Origin of the sequence: Mycobacterium parascrofulaceum ATCC BAA-614 (assembly GCF_000164135.1) — a bacterium.
GTDB classification, from domain to species: domain Bacteria; phylum Actinomycetota; class Actinomycetes; order Mycobacteriales; family Mycobacteriaceae; genus Mycobacterium; species Mycobacterium parascrofulaceum.
Genome location: NZ_GG770606.1, coordinates 1 through 1,494 on the forward strand (window position 1 = coordinate 1; position 1,494 = coordinate 1,494).

Sequence of the window (1,494 nt, forward strand, 5' to 3'; positions counted from 1 at the left end):
CGACTTAGCACAACCGCAAATTTTGAGCTAACGATCAAGCTTGCACACGCTCACTGCTGGCTGCAGGCACTGATCCTCAATTCCCCCAACGTCATTCCGGAGGAATCTTGGCCATAAAGCGCCGCGAGACGAAGGACGGCGTGCGTTATGACGTCCAATGGCGCCTACCGGATCGTTCGAAGCGCAAGAAGAGCTTCCGAACAGAGCGGGAGGCGCGCCAGTTCGAAGCAAGGCTCGTCACCGACAGCGCCGCGGGCGTCAGGGTGGACCCACGCGGCGGCAAAATCCTGCTCCGCAACGTCTATCGATCGTGGCTAGCCTCCCGACCCGACCTGAGCGCGAAAGTCCGCCGCGGATACGAAGACAACTGGAGGCTGCGTATCGAGCCACAGTTTGGTTCGTGGCCGATCGCAAGAATCGACCACGAGTCGATCCAACGATGGGTGAATGCCATGTCAGCGTCGGGTCTCGGACCGCGGACCGTGAGGTGGACGCACTCGGTCCTCAAGATGACCCTTGACCGCGCCGTCGAGGAAGACCAGCTCCTCGGCAAGAACCCCGCATCACGCACCAAATTCCCACCGATGCGGCAAGCCACACACGTCTATCTAACCGTCGGCGAAGTCGCAACACTTGCCCAAACATGCGGCGCTCAAGGTGACGTCGTCTTGCTCCTGGCTTACACAGGCCTACGATTCGGTGAACTCACCGGCCTCAATGTCGAGGATGTCGACCTGGGCGCTCGTCGAATCCGTGTTCGCCGGTCGATGACCCAAGTCGGCGGCAAACTCGTTGAAGGGAACCCGAAATCGCAAGCCGGCCGACGTTCTGTCCCAATCCCCGAGCGCTTGATGCCGGCACTTAAGGCGCGGCTCGACGCACGACCCTGTGGCGCGCCGGCGATCGCGTCGCCGAAGGGTTCCCGGCTGAGCCTGGAGAACTGGAAGCGTGCGGTCAACTGGCGGAAGTCTGTGACTGAGATCGGCCGGGACAACTTGCGTGTGCATGACCTACGGCATACCTACGCATCGCTGTCACGACGGGCCGGCGCCGACTTGCGACTCCTGCAAAAGGCAATGGGCCACGCATCAATCACCGTGACCGCACACACCTACGCGGATCTCTTCGACGACGAGCTTGACGACATCGCAACCGCGCTTGACTCGCTCGACGATACTTTTCGTGCGGGCCGCAGCTGATCCGGTTTGGCCCTGTTTCGTCCCATTTCTCAGGGATCGAGGTGGCGGCAAGGCTGTCTGGCAATCGCACGGGAAGGGAGACCCAATCGTTAGACCCCGGCCTCAAGCCAGGTTGGCGAGGCCGGGGCCATTCGACTAGAGCGCAGACCCGGAGGTCATCCCCAACGCTGGTCCCGAAGCCGTTTGTTTAACCGGCCGCATCGGAGCGCACTTCATCAAGTGTAAAGGACTCAAACCCAATTGAGCGGAGGCCACACGCCCCCGCTGAACACAGCCGACCCCGGGGTTATGCGAC

At 61.6% G+C, this 1,494-nt stretch carries 1 protein-coding gene; it reads left to right on the forward strand.

Translation table 11 applies throughout. The features are described from left to right. Positions 1-107: 107 nt before the first annotated feature. Entirely contained in the window at positions 108-1,199 is a 1,092-nt protein-coding gene (locus HMPREF0591_RS29760; RefSeq protein WP_007172599.1) for a tyrosine-type recombinase/integrase, read from the forward strand. Positions 1,200-1,494: the final 295 nt, after the last annotated feature.